Annotated in this window: 13 protein-coding genes, 1 tRNA gene and 1 pseudogene; 11 read left to right on the top strand and 4 right to left on the bottom strand. The window is 67.2% G+C overall.

The window, feature by feature from the left end; translation table 11 throughout:
* The first annotated feature begins 7 nt into the window (after window positions 1-7).
* The 9 genes and pseudogenes from thrS (at window position 8) to GTO19_RS20400 (ending at window position 8,062) form a co-directional block, all read left to right on the top strand.
* The gene (gene thrS / locus GTO19_RS20440) at window positions 8-1,915 is read left to right on the top strand and encodes a threonine--tRNA ligase (protein WP_291024290.1); all 1,908 of its coding nucleotides are present in this window, start codon (window positions 8-10) and stop codon (window positions 1,913-1,915) included.
* A gap of 115 nt (window positions 1,916-2,030) precedes the next feature.
* Complete coding sequence (gene infC, locus GTO19_RS20435; protein WP_291024505.1) at window positions 2,031-2,636, top strand: translation initiation factor IF-3; 606 nt, start codon at window positions 2,031-2,033, stop codon at window positions 2,634-2,636.
* Window positions 2,637-2,828: 192 nt separating this feature from the next.
* The gene (rpmI, locus tag GTO19_RS20430; RefSeq protein ID WP_009517525.1) at window positions 2,829-3,032 is read left to right on the top strand and encodes a 50S ribosomal protein L35; all 204 of its coding nucleotides are present in this window, start codon (window positions 2,829-2,831) and stop codon (window positions 3,030-3,032) included.
* Between the two features lie 24 nt (window positions 3,033-3,056).
* Complete coding sequence (rplT, locus tag GTO19_RS20425) at window positions 3,057-3,419, top strand: 50S ribosomal protein L20 (RefSeq protein WP_009517526.1); 363 nt, start codon at window positions 3,057-3,059, stop codon at window positions 3,417-3,419.
* Between the two features lie 105 nt (window positions 3,420-3,524).
* Window positions 3,525-4,577: a phenylalanine--tRNA ligase subunit alpha gene (gene pheS / locus GTO19_RS20420; RefSeq protein WP_291024287.1), complete on the top strand. Its 1,053-nt coding sequence runs from the start codon at window positions 3,525-3,527 to the stop codon at window positions 4,575-4,577.
* Between the two features lie 9 nt (window positions 4,578-4,586).
* Window positions 4,587-7,007, top strand: coding sequence for a phenylalanine--tRNA ligase subunit beta (gene pheT, locus GTO19_RS20415; protein WP_291024286.1), 2,421 nt, complete (start codon window positions 4,587-4,589; stop codon window positions 7,005-7,007).
* Window positions 7,008-7,025: 18 nt separating this feature from the next.
* Window positions 7,026-7,370 (top strand): annotated as a pseudogene (locus tag GTO19_RS20410) (integration host factor subunit alpha); the annotation flags it as partial.
* Window positions 7,371-7,495: 125 nt separating this feature from the next.
* Complete coding sequence (locus tag GTO19_RS20405; protein WP_291024285.1) at window positions 7,496-7,948, top strand: MerR family transcriptional regulator; 453 nt, start codon at window positions 7,496-7,498, stop codon at window positions 7,946-7,948.
* 37 nt (window positions 7,949-7,985) lie between these two features.
* Window positions 7,986-8,062 (top strand) — tRNA-Pro (locus GTO19_RS20400).
* Between the two features lie 61 nt (window positions 8,063-8,123).
* Here GTO19_RS20400 and serB read toward each other — a convergent pair.
* On the bottom strand, window positions 8,124-8,849 hold the full coding sequence (gene serB / locus GTO19_RS20395) for a phosphoserine phosphatase SerB (RefSeq protein WP_291024283.1): 726 nt from the start codon (window positions 8,847-8,849) through the stop codon (window positions 8,124-8,126).
* A complete protein-coding gene (gene mfd / locus GTO19_RS20390; protein WP_291024282.1) occupies window positions 8,846-12,334 on the bottom strand; it encodes a transcription-repair coupling factor in 3,489 nt (1,162 codons plus the stop codon). The genes serB and mfd overlap by 4 nt, the downstream gene beginning before the upstream one ends.
* Before the next feature lie 76 nt (window positions 12,335-12,410).
* Here mfd and ispD point away from each other — a divergent pair, with 76 nt between their 5' ends.
* Both ispD and ispF read left to right on the top strand, forming a co-directional pair.
* Window positions 12,411-13,133 carry a 2-C-methyl-D-erythritol 4-phosphate cytidylyltransferase gene (gene ispD / locus GTO19_RS20385; RefSeq protein ID WP_291024280.1) on the top strand — a complete coding sequence of 241 codons (723 nt, stop codon included), beginning with the start codon at window positions 12,411-12,413 and terminating at the stop codon, window positions 13,131-13,133.
* Entirely contained in the window at window positions 13,130-13,612 is a 483-nt protein-coding gene (gene ispF, locus GTO19_RS20380; protein WP_291024278.1) for a 2-C-methyl-D-erythritol 2,4-cyclodiphosphate synthase, read from the top strand. The genes ispD and ispF overlap by 4 nt, the downstream gene beginning before the upstream one ends.
* A 10-nt stretch (window positions 13,613-13,622) precedes the next feature.
* Here the strand turns inward: ispF and GTO19_RS20375 are convergent, their stop codons facing one another.
* Window positions 13,623-15,026: a sensor histidine kinase gene (locus GTO19_RS20375; RefSeq protein ID WP_291024276.1), complete on the bottom strand. Its 1,404-nt coding sequence runs from the start codon at window positions 15,024-15,026 to the stop codon at window positions 13,623-13,625.
* Window positions 15,026-15,757, bottom strand: coding sequence for a two-component system response regulator OmpR (gene ompR / locus GTO19_RS20370; protein ID WP_291024274.1), 732 nt, complete (start codon window positions 15,755-15,757; stop codon window positions 15,026-15,028). Before ompR ends, GTO19_RS20375 begins: the two co-directional genes overlap by 1 nt.
* Window positions 15,758-15,912 lie beyond the last annotated feature (155 nt).

Raw genomic sequence — 15,912 nt, 5'->3', positions numbered from 1 at the left:
CACGCACATGCCCCAGATCACGCTCCCCGACGGTTCGCAACGCAGTTTTCCCGCGCCGGTCACGGTGGCCGAGGTCGCCGCCTCCATTGGCGCCGGCCTGGCCAAGGCCGCGCTGGGTGGCAAGGTGGACGGCAAGCTGGTCGACACCAGCTACACCATCGACCGCGACGCTTCGCTGGCCATCGTCACGGCCAAGGACGCCGATGGGCTGGAGATGATCCGCCACTCCACGGCCCACCTGCTGGCCCAGGCGGTGAAAGAGCTCTATCCCGACGCCCAGGTCACCATCGGCCCGGTGATCGAAAACGGCTTCTATTACGACTTCTCGTACAAGCGGCCCTTCACGCCCGAGGACCTGGCCGCCATCGAGAAGCGCATGACCGAGCTCGCCAACAAGGACGAGAAGGTCGAGCGCCGCGTGTTGCCGCGCGACGAGGCCGTGGCCCACTTCAAGGCCATGGGCGAGCACTACAAGGCCGAGATCATCGCCAGTATCCCGTCCAACGAGGACGTGAGCCTCTACCGGGAAGGCGGCTTCGAGGACCTGTGCCGCGGCCCGCACGTGCCCAGCACCGGCAAGCTCAAGCACTTCAAGCTGATGAAGCTGGCCGGCGCCTACTGGCGCGGCGACTCCCGCAACGAGATGCTGCAGCGCATCTACGGCACGGCCTGGGCCAGCAAAGAGGATTTGCAGCAGTACCTGACGATGCTGGAAGAGGCCGAGAAGCGCGACCACCGCAAGCTGGGCCGCGAGCTGGACCTGTTCCACCTCGACGAACACAGCCCCGGCACGGTGTTCTGGCACCCCAAGGGCTGGACGCTGTGGCAGGAGGTGGAGCAGTACATGCGCCGTGTTTATCGCGACAACGGCTACCTGGAGGTCAAGGGTCCGCAGATTCTGGACAAGGCCCTGTGGGAGAAGACGGGCCACTGGGACAAGTACCGCGACAACATGTTCACCACGGAATCGGAAAAGCGCGACTACGCGCTCAAGCCGATGAACTGCCCGGGCCACATCCAGATCTTCAAGCAGGGCATCAAGAGCTACCGCGACCTGCCGCTGCGCTACGGCGAATTCGGCCAGTGCCACCGCAACGAGCCCACGGGTGGCCTGCACGGCATCATGCGCGTGCGCGCCTTCACGCAGGACGATGGCCACATCTTCTGCACCGAGGACATGATCCTGGACGAGTGCGTGGCCTACACCAGCCTGCTGCAGAAGGTCTACAAGGACTTCGGCTTCGAGCACATCATCTACAAGGTGGCCACGCGCCCGGATGCGCGCATCGGCTCCGACGAGAGCTGGGACAAGGCCGAACACGCGCTGATGGAAAGCCTGCGCCGATCCGGCTGCGAGTTCGAGATCGCCCCGGGCGACGGCGCTTTCTATGGCCCCAAGATCGAGTACACGCTCAAGGACGCCATCGGCCGCCAGTGGCAGTGCGGCACCATGCAGGTCGATTTCTCCATGCCCGAGCGCCTGGACGCCGAGTACGTGGCCGAGGACGGCTCGCGTCAGCGCCCCGTGATGCTGCACCGCGCCATCGTGGGCAGCCTGGAGCGTTTCATCGGCATCCTGATCGAGCAGCACGCCGGCGCGCTGCCCGCCTGGCTGGCTCCCCAACAGGTGGCGGTGCTCAATATCACCGACGCCCAGGCCGATTACTGTCGGGAAATCGCGAAATCACTGAAGAATCAAGGGCTTAGGGTCGAAGCGGATCTGCGCAACGAGAAAATAACGTATAAAATACGGGAGCACGCGTTGCAAAAGCTGCCTTTCATTGCCGTTGTGGGCGACAAGGAAAAGGCCGCTGGTGCGGTGGCGGTGCGGGCCCGGGGCAACAAGGACCTGGGTGTCATGTCGCTGGAGGACTTCTCCCATTTGGTCGCGACATCGGTTTCATCCAAGGCTTGAACGCCCTCGGGCACCGCCCGGTGAAGCTGCCGCACTGCCCAGCGCCCATGGCGGGTGCAGCCCGGCGGCCGAAAGGCCGCTTTTGATTCATTGACCCATTTCAAGGACACACACCATCGCTACCAACTTTCGCGACCGCCGCCAGCGTGAAGAACGCGCGCACCGCCTGAACCGGGAAATCATGGCCCCCGAGGTCCGCCTCAACGGCCCGAACAACGAGCCCCTGGGCATCGTCAGCTTGCAGGAGGCCCTCCGCATGGCCGGCGAGCTCGACGTCGACCTCGTGGAGATCGCCGCCACGGCAGTGCCGCCGGTGTGCCGCCTGATGGATTACGGCAAGTTCAAGTACCAGGAACAGAAGAAGGCGGCCGAAGCGAAAGCCAAGCAGACGGTCATCGAGATCAAGGAAGTCAAGTTTCGCCCCGGCACCGATGAGGGCGACTACAACATCAAGATGCGCAACATCCGCCGGTTCCTGGACGACGGCGACAAGTGCAAGATCACGCTGCGCTTCCGTGGTCGCGAGATCACGCACCAGGAACTGGGTCTGGCCTTGTTGAACCGCATTCGCGACGAGTTGGGCGACCAGATCATCGTGGAACAGTTTCCGAAGCTGGAAGGGCGCCAGATGATCATGATGATCGCGCCCAGCCGCAAGAAGGTGGCGGCGAAACCCACGGCCGAGGCGGCAACGCCGGCGGCCAGCCCATCGGCGGCCTGAGCCGCCGGCGGCAGACGGATACGAGGGATTGAGCAGGCGGGGTTGGTCCCCCGCCGGTTCGAGGCACCAGCCGCAAGGCCGGTGCCGAAAAGAAGGCCTGAGAAGGCCTTCTCAAAAGTGGCTCGGGGCCCATCAAGACCGTGACCAGTTGTCACGGCGCCTCACGAGCACAAATCAAGAAGGAGCATTCCAATGCCCAAAATGAAGACCAAGAGCAGCGCGAAGAAGCGTTTTCGCGTTCGTCCCGGTGGCACCGTCAAGCGCGGTCAAGCCTTCAAGCGTCACATCCTGACCAAGAAGACCACCAAGAACAAGCGCCACCTGCGCGGGGCCGTCAACGTTCATGAGACCAACATGGGTCACATGGCGCAGATGCTGCCGTTCGCTGGCCTGTAATCAAGACGAACAAGGAGAAGCACTATGCCTCGCGTCAAACGTGGTGTCACGGCTCGCGCCCGCCATAAAAAAGTCCTGGCCCTGGCCAAAGGTTTCCGCGGCCGTCGCGGCAACGTCTTCCGCATCGCCAAACAGGCGGTGATGAAGGCGGGCCAGTACGCCTACCGCGATCGCCGCACCAAGAAGCGTGTGTTCCGCCAGCTGTGGATCGCCCGCATCAACGCCGGTGCGCGCGCCTGCGGCCTGACGTACAGCCAGTTCGCCAATGGTCTGAAGAAGGCCCAGATCGAGATCGACCGCAAGGTCCTTGCCGACCTGGCCGTCAACGACCCGGCGGCTTTTGGCAGCATCGTGGAGCAGGTCAAAGCCAAGCTGGCCACCGCTTGATTCCCGGCCGGGCGCGTACGCGCCCGCTGCCGTTTGAAGGGGTTGAGGCTTGAGGGGTAACCCGCCGGCTTCAACCCTTTTTTCATTGCATCGGACACGCATCGAATGAACGAGTTGGACAACCTGGTCGAAGCGGCGCGCGCCGAGTTCGCGCAGGCCACCGCACCGGCCGACCTGGAAAACGCCAAGGCGCGCTACCTGGGCAAGGCGGGCCGCATCACCGAGTTGATGAAGGGCATGGCGGCCCTGCCGGTGGACGAGAAGAAGACCCGAGGTGCCGCGATCAACGTGGCCAAGCAGGCCATCGAGGGCGCACTGACGGCGCGCCGCCAGGCCCTGGCCGACGCGGAACTGGAGGCCCAGCTCAAGGCCGAGTCGCTGGACGTGAGCCTGCCGGGCCGCCAGCGTGGCGCGGGCGGACTGCACCCCGTGAGCCTCACGCTCGAGCGCATCGAGGCCATCTTCGGCTCCATGGGCTTCGAGGTGGCCGAGGGGCCCGAGATCGAGTCCGACTGGTTCAACTTCACCGCCCTGAACACGCCCGAGGACCACCCGGCGCGGTCCATGCACGACACCTTTTACGTCGAGGGCGGCTCGGCGAAGGCGCCGAACCTGCTTCGCACACACACCAGCCCCATGCAGATCCGCCACGCGGTGCAGCACGTCAAGCGCCACCGCACCGCGCTGGATGCCGGGCAGGGCATGCCCGAGATCCGCGTGATCGCGCCGGGTCGCACCTACCGCGTGGACAGCGACGCCACGCACTCGCCCATGTTTCACCAGTGCGAGGGCCTGTGGATTGGCGAGAACGTGAGCTTCAAGGACCTCAAGGTCGTCTTCACCGATTTCTGCCGCACCTTCTTCGAGAGCGAAGATCTGGTGCTGCGCTTTCGCCCCAGTTTCTTCCCCTTCACCGAGCCCAGCGCCGAGATCGACATCCAGTTCCAGAGCGGCCCGCTGGCCGGGCGCTGGCTGGAGGTGGCGGGTTCGGGCCAGGTGCACCCGAACGTGGTGCGCAACATGGGCCTCGACCCCGAGCGCTACATCGGCTTTGCCTTCGGCATGGGGCCCGACCGCCTGACCATGCTGCGCTACGGCGTCAATGACCTGCGCCTGTTCTTCGACGGCGACGTGCGTTTCCTCAGCCAGTTCCGATAAGCGATCACCATGCAATTCCCCGAATCCTGGCTGCGCAGCTTCTGCAACCCGCCCCTGGACAGCCAGCAACTCGCCGACGCCCTCACCATGGCCGGGTTGGAGGTCGAGGAGCTTCGTCCCGTCGCGCCCCCGTTCTCGAAAGTGGTGGTGGGCGAGATCAAGTCCGCGGCGCAACACCCCAACGCCGACCGGCTCCGCGTGTGCGAGGTGGACGTCGGGCAGGGCGCGCTGCTCAACATCGTCTGCGGCGCGCCGAACGCGCGCGTGGGCATCAAGGTGCCCTGCGCCCTGGTGGGCGCCGAGCTTCCGCCCGGCGACGACGGCAAGCCCTTCACCATCAAGCTGGGCAAACTGCGCGGCGTGGAGAGCCAGGGCATGCTGTGCTCGGCGCGCGAACTGCAACTCTCCGAAAGCCATGAGGGCTTGCTCGAACTCGCGGCCGATGCCGTGGTGGGCCGTGACATCCGCGAACACCTGGCGCTGGACGACATGCTGTTCACGCTCAAGCTCACACCGAACCTGGCGCATTGCCTGAGCGTGTACGGCGTGGCGCGCGAGGTGGCCGCCATCACCGGGGCGCCATTGCAGTCGCCCGAGTTCCCGGCCGCGCCGGTGTCGCTCAGCGACACCTTGCCCGTGCGCATCGAGGCGCCGGACCTCTGCGGGCGCTTCAGCGGACGCGTAGTGCGTGGCGTCAACACGAAGGCGCAGACGCCGGCCTGGATGGTCGATCGCCTGGCGCGCTGCGGGCAGCGCAGCGTCACGGCGCTGGTGGACATCTCCAACTACGTGATGTTCGAGCTGGGCCGCCCCTCGCACATCTTCGACCTCGACAAGATCCACGGTGGCCTCAGCGTCCGCTGGGGTCGCGAGGGCGAGTCGCTCAAGCTGCTCAACGGCAACACGATCGCGGTCGACGCTGGCGTGGGCGTGATCGCCGACGACCAGGCCGTCGAATCGCTGGCCGGCATCATGGGCGGGGACGCCACCGCGGTGTCGGACGACACGCGCAACATCTACATCGAGGCCGCCTTCTGGTGGCCCAAGGCCGTGGCGGGCCGCTCGCGCCGCTACAACTTCAGCACCGACGCGGGGCACCGATTCGAGCGCGGCGTCGACCCATCCACCACCGTCGAGCACATCGAGCGCATCACCCAGCTGGTGCTCGAGATCTGCGGCGGTCAGGCCGGCCCCATGGACGATCAGCGGGCGCGACTTCCCGAATCGAAGCCGGTGACGCTGCGCGTGGCGCGCGCAGCCAAGGTCATCGGCATGCCGGTCACGCAGGCTCAGTGCGTGCACGCGCTGAGCCGCCTGGGCCTGGCGGTGCAGGAGGGGGAGGGCAGCGTCAGCGTGACCCCGCCCCCCTACCGCTTCGACCTGCAGATCGAGGAAGACCTGATCGAGGAAGTGGTGCGCCTGATCGGCTACGAGCAACTGCCCACCACGCCGCCGCTTGCGCCGATCACGGCCAAGCTGCGGCCCGAGGCGCGCCGCGGCGCGTTCGATGTGCGCCGTCAACTCGCGCAACTGGGTTACCAGGAAACCATCAACTTCAGCTTCGTGGAAGAACGCTGGGAGCGCGAGCTGGCAGGCAATGCCGATCCCATCCAACTGCTCAACCCCATTGCCAGCCAGATGAGCGTGATGCGCTCCTCGCTGATCGGCAGCCTGGTGGCGGTGTGCAAGTTCAACCTCGATCGCCGCGCCGAGCGCGTGCGCCTGTTCGAGGTCGGGCGCGTGTTCCGCAAGGACGCCACGGTGCCGGACAGCGACACCAGCGTGGCCGGGTTCGACCAGCCCATGCGCGTGGCCGGACTTGCGGCCGGGCCTTTGAACGCGCTGCAATGGGGCGAGAGCGAGCGCACCGCCGATTTCTTCGACGCCAAGGGGGACGTGGAGGCCCTTCTGGCGCCGCGCCGGGCCGAGTTCCGCGCGGCCGAGCATCCCGCCATGCACCCGGGCCGCAGCGCCGCGGTGTGGCTCGATGGGCGGTGCATTGGCCACGTGGGTGAACTGCACCCGCGCTGGCGCCAGGCCTACGAGTTGCCACAGGCGCCTGTGCTGTTCGAGCTCGAACTCGAAGCCGTGCTGGTGCGTCCCGTGCCGGCCTTCCGCGCGGTCAGCCGACACCAGCCGGTGCAACGCGACCTGGCGCTGGTGGTCGATGAGTCGATCCCGCACGACGCCGTGATGGCCGCCATTCGCGGCGCCGGCAATCCGTGGTTGCAGGACGCCGTGCTGTTCGACGTCTATCGCCCCAAGAAGGGTGCGGTGGTGCCTGGTCTGGCCGAGCACGAAAAGAGTCTGGCCGTGCGCCTGATCATGAACCGCGACGACGGTACACTGGCCGACGAGCAGATCGAAGCCGCCGTGCAGCAGACCCTCGCCTCGCTGCAGCAGCGCGTTCAGGCCCGCCTGCGCGCCTGATCGCCCTCCAACAAGACGAGAGAGAAGGAAGACCCGATGGAACTGGCCGTCGAAAGCCTGGAAACCCCCGCCCTGACCAAGGCCCAACTGGCTGAACTGCTGTTCGACCAGATCGGCCTGAACAAGCGGGAGTCCAAGGACATGATCGACGCCTTCTTCGATCTCATCACGGAGAGCCTGGTCAATGGCACGGACGTGAAGATATCGGGCTTCGGCAATTTCCAGATCCGCACCAAGGCGGCCCGCCCCGGCCGCAACCCGCGCACCGGCGAGCCGGTGGCCATCCAGGCACGCCGGGTCGTGACCTTCCACGCCAGCCCCAAGCTCAAGGAACAGGTACAGGCGGCGGTCATCGGCGGCTGAACGGCGCCATCGCGCGGCCCGGTAGGGGTCGCTTACAACATTTCGCACGAAAACCCCAGGGGTAGTCCCCGGGGTTTCTCCACTTAGAGTAAATTCAAGCTTCGGTTGCTACCGCCTTGATTTACATGGAAAAATCGCTGCCCCCCATTCCAGCGAAGCGCTACTTCACCATCGGTGAAGTGGGCGAGCTGTGTGGTGTCAAGCCGCACGTGCTGCGCTACTGGGAGCAGGAGTTCACGCAGCTTCGTCCCATGAAGCGTCGGGGCAATCGGCGCTACTACCAGCACCACGAGGTGCTGATGATTCGTCGCATCCGCGAGCTGCTGTACGACCAGGGCTTCACCATCAGCGGCGCGCGCAACAAGCTGCAGGAACTGGCCCAGGCCGAGCGCGAGAAGCGCCGCCAGGACGACGAGGAGCCGATCGATGTGATCGACCTCGATGCGGTGATTCACGACGATGACACCACGGTGGTGTCGGCCGTGGTCACGCCGCCGGCTGCCACCGAGGCGGGCCTGTTGAACGACATGCGGCGCGAGCTGCTCGAGATTCGCGAACTGCTTCGGCTATCGGCCTGAGAGAGGGCCTTTTTGCTGGCTATAATGCAAGGCTTGTCGGCGTGTAGCGCAGCCTGGTAGCGCACTTGCATGGGGTGCAAGGGGTCGCGAGTTCGAATCCCGCCACGCCGACCATTACAAGAAGGCCCGTCATCGCAAGATGACGGGCTTTTTCTTTGGCGCTGGTCTCTGTGGGTCAGCGCACCACTTCCAGCAACCGGTCCAGGCCGCCTTCCTCGATCGATACCATGGCTTGCTCGCGCACGGCCGGCTTGGCGTGATAGGCCACCGACAGGCCCGCCACGCCCATCATGGGCAGGTCGTTGGCGCCGTCGCCCATGGCGATGCATTCCGAGGGCTCGATGCCCAGGAGCGAGGCCACTTCCAGGAGGGTGCGCCGCTTCTCCGCGCCGTCGCAGATGTCGCCCCAGGCCTGGTCGACCATGCGGCCGGTGAGTTCGCCGCAGTTGGCGCCGCTGGCGATCTCCAGTACGTTGGCGCGCACGAAATGAATGCCCAGGGTGTCGCGCACGCGGTAGGCGAAATAGGTGAAGCCGCCGGAGACCAGCAGCACCTTCAGTCCGGCGGCCTTGCAGGCGCGAACGAGTTCGGCCGCGCCGGGGTTGATGCGCAGGCGCTCGACCAGCACCTGCTCCATGTCGGCCACGGTCACGCCCTTGAGCAGGGCCACGCGGCGGCGCAGGCTGTCCTTGTAGTCGGTGATCTCGCCGCGCATCGCGGCTTCGGTGATGGCGGCCACCTCGGTTTTCTTGCCCACCACATCGGCGATCTCGTCCACGCACTCGATGCTGATGAGCGTGGAGTCCATGTCGAAGGCGATGAGCTTGAAGTCGCTCAGCTTGAGCGGCGGCGTGAAGCCGCGCACGGTGAGGCCGGGGGCGAAGGTCTGGGCGGTGGTCATGCGGTTTCGGTGGTCTTGTTGGGTTGGCCCAGGGCGCGCAGCACGTCGCGCACGAGTTGCACGCGGTCTTTCACCTCGGGCAGCGCGCGCTCGATGCGCAGCTTCTCGTTGCCCGCGAGCTTGATGTGCTTGTGCTTCTGGATGAGCTCGATGATGCGCATCGGCTCGATCGGCGGGTTCGGCTTGAAGCTGATGTTGGTGACGCCGGGCGCGGCATCGACCTTGGCCACGCCGTAGGGCGCGCTGAGCACGCGCAGGCGGTGCACGTCGATGAGCGTCTGCGCCTGCGGTGGCGGCTTGCCAAAGCGGTCGACGATCTCCTCGAGCAGGGCGTCCACCTGGTCGGTGTTGCGGGCGGTGGCGAGCTTTTTGTAGAAGCTCAGGCGCAGGTGCACGTCGCCGCAGTAGTCATTGGGCAGCAGGGCGGGGGCGTGCAGGTTGATGTCGGTGGTGACGGAGAGCGGCGCCAGCAGGTCGGGCTCGCGGCCGGCCTTCAGCGCTTTCACCGCCTCTGACAGCATCTCGTTGTAGAGCTGGAAGCCCACCTCCAGCATGTTGCCGCTCTGGTTCTCGCCCAGCACCTCGCCGGCGCCGCGGATCTCCAGGTCGTGCATGGCCAGGTAGAAGCCGCTGCCCAGCTCCTCCATCTGCTGGATGGCGTCCAGCCGCTGCGCGGCCTGCTTGGTGAGGCCCTCGATCTCGGGCACCAGCAGGTAGGCGTAGGCCTGGTGGTGGCTGCGGCCCACGCGGCCGCGCAGCTGGTGCAATTGCGCCAGGCCGAACTTGTCGGCACGGCTCATGACGATGGTATTGGCCGTGGGCACGTCGATGCCGGTCTCGATGATGGTGGAGCACAGCAGCAGGTTGTAGCGCTGGGCCACGAAGTCGCGCATCACGCGCTCGAGCTCGCGCTCGGGCATCTGGCCGTGGGCGACGGCGATGCGCGCCTCGGGCAGGATCTCCTCGAGCTTTTGCTTGCGGTTCTCGATGGTCTCGACCTCGTTGTGCAGGAAGTAGACCTGGCCGCCGCGCTTCAGTTCGCGCAGCACGGCTTCCCGGATGACGCCGTTGCCTTCGTTGCGCACGAAGGTCTTGATGGCCAGGCGGCGCTGCGGCGCCGTGGCGATGACGCTCAGATCGCGCAGGCCTTCGAGCGCCATGCCCAGCGTGCGCGGAATGGGCGTGGCCGTGAGCGTGAGCACGTCCACTTCGGCGCGCAGCTGCTTCATCGCTTCCTTGTGGCGCACGCCGAAGCGGTGCTCCTCGTCGATGATGAGCAGGCCCAGGTTCTTGAACTGCGCCTTCTCGCTCAGCAGCTTGTGCGTGCCGACGACGATGTCCACCGAGCCGTCGGCGATGCCCTTCATGGCCGCCGTGATCTCTTTCTGAGAGCGGAAGCGGCTCATCTCTGCGATCTTCACCGGCCATTTGCTGAAACGGTCGACCAGGGTCTGGTAGTGCTGTTCGGCCAGCAGCGTGGTGGGCGCGAGGAAGGCCACCTGCTTGCCACCCGTGACGGCCACGAAGGCCGCGCGCAGCGCGACCTCGGTCTTGCCGAAGCCCACGTCGCCGCAGACCAGGCGGTCCATGGGCTGGGGGCTGATCATGTCCTGCACCACGGCGTGGATGGCGGCGCGCTGGTCGGCGGTTTCTTCGAAGCCGAAGTCGTTGGCGAAAGCCTCGTAGTCCTGCGGCGAATAGCGGAAAGCGTGGCCCTGGCGCGCGGCGCGGCGCGCGTAGATGTTGAGCAGCTCGGCGGCGGCGTCGCGCACCTGCTCGGCGGCCTTGCGCTTGGCCTTTTCCCACTGGCCGCTGCCCAGCTTGTGCAGCGGGGCTTCGTCGGCGCTCACGCCGGTGTAGCGGCCAATCAGGCCGAGCTGGCTCACGGGCACATAGAGCACGGCCTTGTCGGCGTACTCCAGGTGCAGGAACTCCTGCAGCGCGGGCGTGCCGTCGGGGTTCTTCTCACCCATGTCGAGGTTGATCAGCCCGCGGTAGCGGCCGATGCCGTGCGCCGCGTGCACCACCGGGTCGCCCACATTGAGCTCGGACAGGTCCTTGATCAGCGCGTCGACGTCGCTCACCTGTTCCTGCTTCTTGCGCCGGCGCGTGGTGGGGCCGGCGGCGAAGAGTTCGGTCTCGGTGATGAAGTCGATGCCCGCCTCGAGCCAGGCGAAGCCGGTGGCCAGCGCCGCGGTGGCGATGCCGGTCTTCTCGTCGCTGGCCTGGAACTCGGCCAGGCTGTCGAAGGCGGGCGGGTTCAGGCCGCTGGCGCGCAGGAAGTCGAGCAGGCTTTCGCGGCGGCCGTCGCTTTCTGCCAGCACCAGCGCGCGCTGCGGGCTGGCGCGCAGGTGAGCCCGCAGCTTGGCCAGCGGTTCGTCGGCGCCGCGCACCACGGCCAGGTCGGGCAGGGCCTGGGCGAAGGCGCTGTCGTTCACGTCGCTGGTGCCGGGGCGCATCACCACCTGGGCGTGCGCCTTGGCCCGGGTGAAGAACTGCTCGGCGTTCAGGAACAGGGCCTCAGGCGGCAGGATGGGGCGATCGGGGTCGCCTTGCAGCAGGCGGTGGCGGTCGCGCGTGTCTTGCCAGAAGCGCTGGAAGGCGGGTTCCAGCTCGCCGTGCAGTACCAGGGTCGATTGCTCGCCAAGGTAGTCGAAGACGGTGGCCGTGTCCTCGAAGAACAGCGGCAGGTAGTACTCGATGCCGGCGGTGGCCACGCCGTTGCCCATGTCCTTGTACAGGCGGCTCTTGGTCGGGTCGCCTTCGAGCAGTTCGCGCCAGCGGCTGCGAAAACGAGCACGCGCCGCGTCGTCCATGGGGAACTCGCGGCCGGGCAGCAGGCGTACCTCGTTCACCGGGTACAGGCTGCGCTGGCTGTCGGGGTCGAAGGTGCGGATGCTGTCGATCTCGTCGTCGAACAGGTCCACGCGGTAGGGCACGGGGCTGCCCATGGGGAAGAGGTCGATGAGGCCGCCGCGCACGGCGTATTCGCCGGGGCTCACCACCTGAGTGACGTGCTGGTAGCCCGCGAGCGTGAGCTGGCCCTTGAGCCGCGCCTCGTCCAGCGACTGCTTGACCTTGAAGTGAAAGGTGTAGCCCGCCAGGAAGGACGGCGGCGCGAGCCGGTAGAGCGCCGTGGTGGCGGGGATGAGCACCACGTCGGCGCCGCCGTCGTGCTGGCGCTGCGAGATGCGCCACAGCGTGGCCAGGCGCTCGCTGATGAGGTCCTGGTGCGGTGAGAAGGTGTCGTAGGGCAGGGTTTCCCAGTCGGGGAACAGCGTGATGCGCAGATCGGGCGCGAAGAAGGCGAGCTCGTCGATCAGGCGCTGCGCGTCGTTCGCGTCGGCGGTGACGATGGCGGTGAGGCGGCCGGCGGCTTGTTCGCGCTCGGCCAGGCGGGCGAGCCACAGCGCGTCGGCCGAGCCGCCCGGGTGGGGCTGGGTGTGGCGCTTGCCGGGGCTCAGCGCGGGAAGGGAGAGGGACATTCGGTCGGTACCAATACGAATACCCCCGGTCGCGTCGAGCCCGGGGGTGTGGGCGAATTCTAGAATGGCGCCGCCCATGAGCACCGCCTTGCCCCCTTCCGACCCCATCCCCGTGTCCCCTTGCCATGCGCTGCTGCCCTGTGCGGGGACCGGCTCGCGCGCCGGCACCTCCTTGCCCAAGCAGTACCAGCCGCTGGCTGGCCGGCCGCTGGTGCACCACACGCTGGCCGCGCTGCGCGGTGTCGCGCGGATCGATCGCATCCTGGTCGTGCTGGCGCCCGAGGACGCGCACTGGCCCGCAGACGTGAGCGGGGTGGAGGCCGTGTACCACGGAGGTGCCACGCGCGCGGAGAGTGTGCTCAACGGTTTGCTGGCCCTGCGCGAGCGCGGTGTGCCCGACAGCGATTGGGTGCTGGTGCACGACGCCGCGCGCTGCCTGGTGACGCCTGAGGAGGTGTCGGCGCTGATCGACGCCTGCGCCGGGGACCCCGTGGGCGGCCTGCTGGCGCTGCCGCTGCCCGACACGCTGAAGGACGAGGCGGGTGGCCGGGTCGCCGGCACCATCGAACGCCGCCACAAATGGCTGGCCCAGACGCCGCAGATGTTCCGCCTGGGCGAGCTGCTGGACGCGCTGCAGGCGGCGCGCGCCTCGGGCTTCGAGGGCATTACCGATGAAGCGAGTGCGATCGAGCGCAGCGGCCGGCGCCCGCGCCTGGTGGAAGGGCGCGCGAGCAACATCAAGGTCACTTATCCGCACGACTTCGCGCTCGCCGAAGCCATTCTCAGGAGCCGCGCATGAACCCCATCCGCATCGGCGAGGGCTGGGACATCCACCGCCTTGTCACTGATCGCCCGCTCGTTCTGGGTGGCGTCACCGTGCCGCACACGCATGGCCTGCTGGGCCATTCCGATGCCGACGCGCTGTTGCACGCCATCACCGACGCGCTGCTCGGCGCCGCCGCGCTGGGCGACATCGGCCGCCATTTCCCCGACACCGACGAGCGCTTCAAGGGCGCGGACTCGGGCGCGCTGCTGGCCGAGGCGGCCCGCCGCGTTCGTGCCGAGGGCTACGAAATCGGCAACATCGACAGCACCGTGGTCGCGCAGGCGCCGAAGCTAGCGCCGCACATCCCGGCCATGGTCGAGCGCATCGCGTCGCTGCTCGGGCTCTCGCCCTCGCAGGTGAACGTCAAGGCCAAGACGGCCGAGAAAACGGGCCCGGTGGGGCAGGGCGAGGCCATCGAGGCCCGCGCCGTGGCGCTGCTGATCAAGCCCTGAGGCGGAGCGCCTAGCCCGGCGCCCGGCGCAGCTTGATGTGCGCCGCCAGACCGCCCGTGCTGCTGTTGGCCAGCGCGAAGCGCCCGCCCATGCGCGTGATCGCGCGCTCCACGATGGCCAGGCCCAGGCCGGTGCCGGTGGCGTCCGAACGCGCCGCGTCGCCGCGAAAGAAGGGCTGGGTCAACTGCTCCAGCATCTCGGGGCGCACGCCGCGGCCGTGGTCGCGCAGCTTGATCAGCACCGCGTCGTCCTTGGCCTTGGCGGCAATGTCGATCTGCACCACGCCGGTGTCCGCGTCGCGGCCATAGCGCGAGGCGTTCTCCAGCAGGTTGTTGAACACGCGCTGCAGCTCGACCGGATCGCCCAGCACCTGCAGTTCGGGCTGGACGCGGGTCTTGATGATGGTCTTCGGGTCATCACCCAGCGCGAACAGTGCGGTCTCGATCACTTCGTTCAGGCTGACGTCTTCCGACCGCATGTGGTCGGGCCGCGCGTAGTCGAGGAACTTGTCGATGATGGCGTTGACCTGCTCGATGTCGGCCGACATGTGCTCGCGGGCCATCGGGTCGGCCACGCTCATCTCGGTTTCCAGCCGCAGGCGCGCCAGCGGGGTGCGCAGGTCGTGCGAGATGCCGGCGAGCATGAGCGCGCGGTCCTGCTCGATCTTGGACAGGCGCTGCGCCATGCGGTTGAAGCCGATGTTGACCTCGCGGATCTCGCTGGTGGCCACCGTCTCGTTGAGCTGGCTGGCGTTGAAATCGCCCTCGCGCACGCGGCTGGCCGCGAAGGACAGCTTCTTCAGCGGCCGGTTGATGAGGCGGGCAATCAGCGCCGCGCCGGCCAGGGAGAGCAGGGCGGCGGTGCCGAGCCAGATCAGCCAGGTGGTGCCTGCCACGGGGCCGATGCGCGAGGGATCGGTGAGCAGCCAGTACGGATCGCCGTCGATCGAAAAACCGATCCACAGCCCCGCCTGGCCATTCACCTCGCGCGCCACCACGGTGTCGGGCCCGAGCCGGGCCTGCAACTGGCCGGCCACGTTGCGGCTGAGCAGGTCGGTGTCGTAGTGCTGGAAGGTGTCGTTGGGCTCGCGCGGGGCGATGCGCAGACCTTCTTCGGCGGCCAGGGTCTTGATGAGCGAGACGCGCGCGATCGAGTCGGAGTGGATCAGCGCCGCGCGGCTCAGGTTGACCAGCGAGGCCAGTTGCTGCGCGCTCTGCAGGGCGCGCGGCTCGTATTCGAGCGCGCGGAAGGTCTGCAGCCACGCAATGATGCAGCCGGTGAGCAGCAGCGTGAGGAAGAAGAAGGTGCGCCAGAACAGGCTCACGCCGCGCGTGGGCCGCATCTCCAGCGGAGCCGGGGCGGTTTCCAGCGCGGCGGGTTCGGTCTCGAACGGTACGCGTGACTCGCTGTCCATCAGGAGTTGCCGTCCGGCACGAACACATAGCCCACGCCCCACACGGTCTGCAGGTAGCGCGGGGAAGAAGCATCGTCCTCGATGAGCTTGCGCAGGCGGGACACCTGCACGTCCAGGCTGCGGTCGAAGGGCTCGAACTCACGCCCGCGCGCGAGCTGGGCCAGCTTCTCGCGCGACAGCGGCTGGCGCGGGTGGCGAACCAGGGCCTTGAGCATGGCGAACTCGCCGGTGGTCAGGGGCAGGTCGTTGCCGTCCTTGCGCAGGGTGCGCAGGCTCAGGTCGAACTCGTAGGGGCCGAACTTCACGGTCTCGGCGTCCTGCGAGGGCGCGCCGGGCACCTCGGCCGGCGGGCGGCGGCGCAGCACGGCGTGGACGCGGGCGAGCAGCTCGCGCGGGTTGAAGGGCTTGGCGAGGTAGTCGTCGGCGCCGACCTCCAGGCCGACGATGCGGTCGACGTCCTCGCTCTTGGCGGTGAGCATGATGATGGGGGTGCGGTCGCCGTTGGCGCGCAGGCGGCGGCAGATGGACAGGCCGTCCTCGCCGGGCATCATCAGGTCGAGCACGATGATGTCCACGGCCTCGCGCTGCAGCACGCGGTTCAGGGCCTTGCCGTCTTCGGCCAGCATCACCTCGAACCCTTCCTGCATGAGGTAGCGGCGCAGCAGGTCGCGGATGCGGACGTCGTCGTCAACGACCAGGACCTTGTTGGGGCGGTTTTGGGTTTGTGGCATGCGAGCAACTCCTGGCAAATGTAACAAACGCGATTCTGGCAGCGCCAAGTGCTTGTCAACGCTCATTTTTTGGTTTTCTGACAGGCTGTTACAGAAGTTGCCCGAGATGCCATCGTCTTGACGCAAGGCTCACTCGCACAATCGCGGGTCTGGTC

This window comes from Hydrogenophaga sp. (assembly GCF_011772445.1).
In the GTDB taxonomy this organism is placed as follows: Bacteria; Pseudomonadota; Gammaproteobacteria; order Burkholderiales; family Burkholderiaceae_C; genus Hydrogenophaga.
The sequence above is the reverse complement of the archived record's forward strand: the minus strand, read 5'-3'. Positions and strand labels throughout refer to the sequence as shown.